General features: G+C 61.3%; 2 protein-coding genes. Both read left to right on the top strand.

From position 1 onward, the window contains the following. Positions 1-638 (top strand): hypothetical protein (locus FFS57_RS24645; protein ID WP_212749180.1); only part of this gene is annotated, 638 nt, incomplete at its 5' end. Next, positions 635-1,801 (top strand): tetratricopeptide repeat protein, encoded by a 1,167-nt coding sequence (locus FFS57_RS24640; protein WP_137940470.1) that lies wholly within the window; start codon positions 635-637, stop codon positions 1,799-1,801. The genes FFS57_RS24645 and FFS57_RS24640, both read left to right, overlap by 4 nt. Positions 1,802-2,135 lie beyond the last annotated feature (334 nt).

The raw sequence follows: 2,135 nt of genomic DNA, 5'->3' as shown, positions 1-2,135 counted from the left end.
AATGCAGCCTGAATGACATGGTTGTGACGATCGGTGGAAAGGTAAGGTCAGTGGAAGATTTATTGAGTGCAGATGAATTGATGCATCTGGCGATCGAGGCGAGTGGCCGGGAGCGGTATGACCTGGCGATTGGTTATTTGAAGCAGGCCTATGCCAAAGCCAGCGCGGAGCCGGATGAAACGCTGCCCCGGGCGGAGATTCCGTTCCTGTTGGGTGCGCAATATGCGCAGATCAAGATGTTTGAGGATGCCAAGCGCTGGATGCGGGAAGCCGTCAGCTTGAACCCGCAGTTTGACATTGCCGTGTTTCAGCTGGGACTGCTGGAACTGCTGGGTGGCGAACTGGCGGCGGGTGAGCAGACCTGGTCAGGATTGGATTTCCTGCCGGCGGGCCATGCCCTGCTGCACTTCCGGGCTGGGTTGCTGGCACTGGCGCGCGAACAGTACCCGCTGGCGCTGACCGAGTTGCGGCAAGGGTTGGCCGTTGGTCTGGCCAATGCCCCGTTGATGGCGGAGATGCAACGCATCCTCAGCAATGTCGAAGCACAACAAGCCCAGGTGGGTACGACCGACAGCCCATCGGTGGCGGCCGATAGCCCGGCTGAGGCCCACGTCCTGCTGGCAGCCTATCGCGAATGATGACCCCCTCGACTGCCGCTCAGGCCGATCAGCTGGCCCGCTACCAACGTTTCCTGGCCCTGGACCCGGACAACCTGCAACTGCTGGGGGATGTGGCCGACCTCAGCCTCAGCCTGGGGCAATTGCCCCTCACCGAGCAGACCCTCCGTCATGGGCTGCACCACCACCCGGGCGACCCGCGACTGACCAATCTGCGTGCCCTGCTGGCCTTCCAGCAGGGCGACTGGGCCGAGGCCGAGTACCTGTTGAGCGGTCTCCTGGCCCAGCAGGACGACCCCAGCCTGCGCTACAACCTGGCCTACGCTTGCTACCAGCAGGGCGACTACCCGCGCGTCCGGCAACTGCTGGGCGAACCGCCGCTGGACTGGGCGGCCCTGCCACAGGCCGCCATACTGCAGATACTGACCCTGCATCAACTGGGTGAACTGGACGACGCCATTGCCCTGGCGCTGTCGATCCTGCCAGCGCGGGCAGGGGACGCCGAACTGGCTGGCGAACTGGCGCTGCTGTACCTGGACAACGACGACGTCAGCGCCTGTCAGCACTGGGCCGCACAAGCTCTGCAATGGCAAGCCGACCAACCCTACGCCCTGGTGGCGGCCGGTACCCTGTCGATCGGTCAAGGCGAACCGACCCTGGCCCGCCAGCAATTCCAGCGTGTGCTGGACCGACAACCCCACAACGGCCGGGCCTGGTCTGGTCTGGGCATCGCCCACCTGGCCATGCAAGACCTGCAACAAGGCAAACAGGCATTGGAACAGGCCGTCCAGCACATGCCGGAACACATCGGTACCTGGCATGCGCTGGCCTGGGTATACCTGATGGAAGGCGACTGGGCGGCGGCCGAGCACAGCTTCCAGCAGGCATACGACCTGGACCCGAACTTTGGTGAAAGCCATGGTGGGTTGGGGGTGATGGCCTTACTGCGTAACGACAGCGAGCGGGCCGCGGGTCTGCTGGCGCGGGCACGCCGGTTGGCACCGGGCAGCATGGCGGTGCGCTATGCGGAGATCATCCAGGCGCAGCGGCAGGGGCAGGGTGAAGCGGTACAGCAGATCCTGCAGCGGGCGTTGGCGGACTTGCCGGTGCTGGGGGCGGGGCGGCTGGAAGATGTGTTGCGGCAGCGGCCGGCACGTGCAGTTGATGATGAAAGAGATGAATAAGTAACTTGAATTTGCATGACGTACCAACATGCGATCAACGCAGATAAACAAGTCTCCCATGTAAATGGGTAATCAGGATTGATGAGAGGCATGTAATCGATTGAGAAAGATTCAATCGATTATGGGATTGAAAGAAAAGAAGCAGCCTAATTCAACGGGCTGTTTTGAATAGAAAGTAAACAATGACGGATTTGCGTGTATTTGATAACGACGAACTGGTAGCACTGGCACAGCATGATTTAAACGCGGATCGGCTGGAAGCGGCACTGGCCAAGTTGAAACAGGTGCTGGCATTTGAAGGGCCGATTCCGGTGGTGGCGTTGTCGATGGTGGC

The sequence above is a fragment of the Chitinivorax sp. B genome (genome assembly GCF_005503445.1).
Lineage (GTDB): Bacteria > Pseudomonadota > Gammaproteobacteria > Burkholderiales > SCOH01 > Chitinivorax.
The sequence above is the reverse complement of the archived record's forward strand: the minus strand, read 5'-3'. Positions and strand labels throughout refer to the sequence as shown.